Origin of the sequence: Sedimentibacter sp. B4 (assembly GCF_000309315.1) — a bacterium.
In the GTDB taxonomy this organism is placed as follows: Bacteria; Bacillota; Clostridia; order Tissierellales; family Sedimentibacteraceae; genus Sedimentibacter; species Sedimentibacter saalensis.
This window is the reverse complement of record NZ_CANG01000163.1, coordinates 1-241: the sequence shown is the minus strand read 5'-3', so window position 1 is coordinate 241 and position 241 is coordinate 1. Positions and strand designations below refer to the sequence as shown.

1 protein-coding gene is annotated in these 241 nt (G+C 68.5%); it reads left to right on the top strand.

Features of this window, described 5'->3' with window-relative positions:
- On the top strand, positions 1–206 hold a 206-nt coding region (locus tag BN358_RS26170), incomplete at its 5' end, for a hypothetical protein (RefSeq protein WP_198018380.1).
- Positions 207–241 lie beyond the last annotated feature (35 nt).

Here is a 241-nt window from a genome sequence, read left to right as displayed (position 1 = left end):
CGGTGGGAGATCGGCGGACGCAGAACCAGCCGGGCACGGACAAGGAGTATCCGAACTGGCGGATTCCCTTGTCGGGGCCCGACGGCAAGCCGCTGAGCCTGGAGCGTTTGTACCGCGACGAGCGCGCCTTCCGGCTGGCCAGCATCATGAACGACTTCAGCGCCCCGATGGTCGTGCCCCGCGCCGACACCGAACTGGTCGTCTGAGCCCGAGGGTTCGCGGGGGATCAACGCCCGGGCTA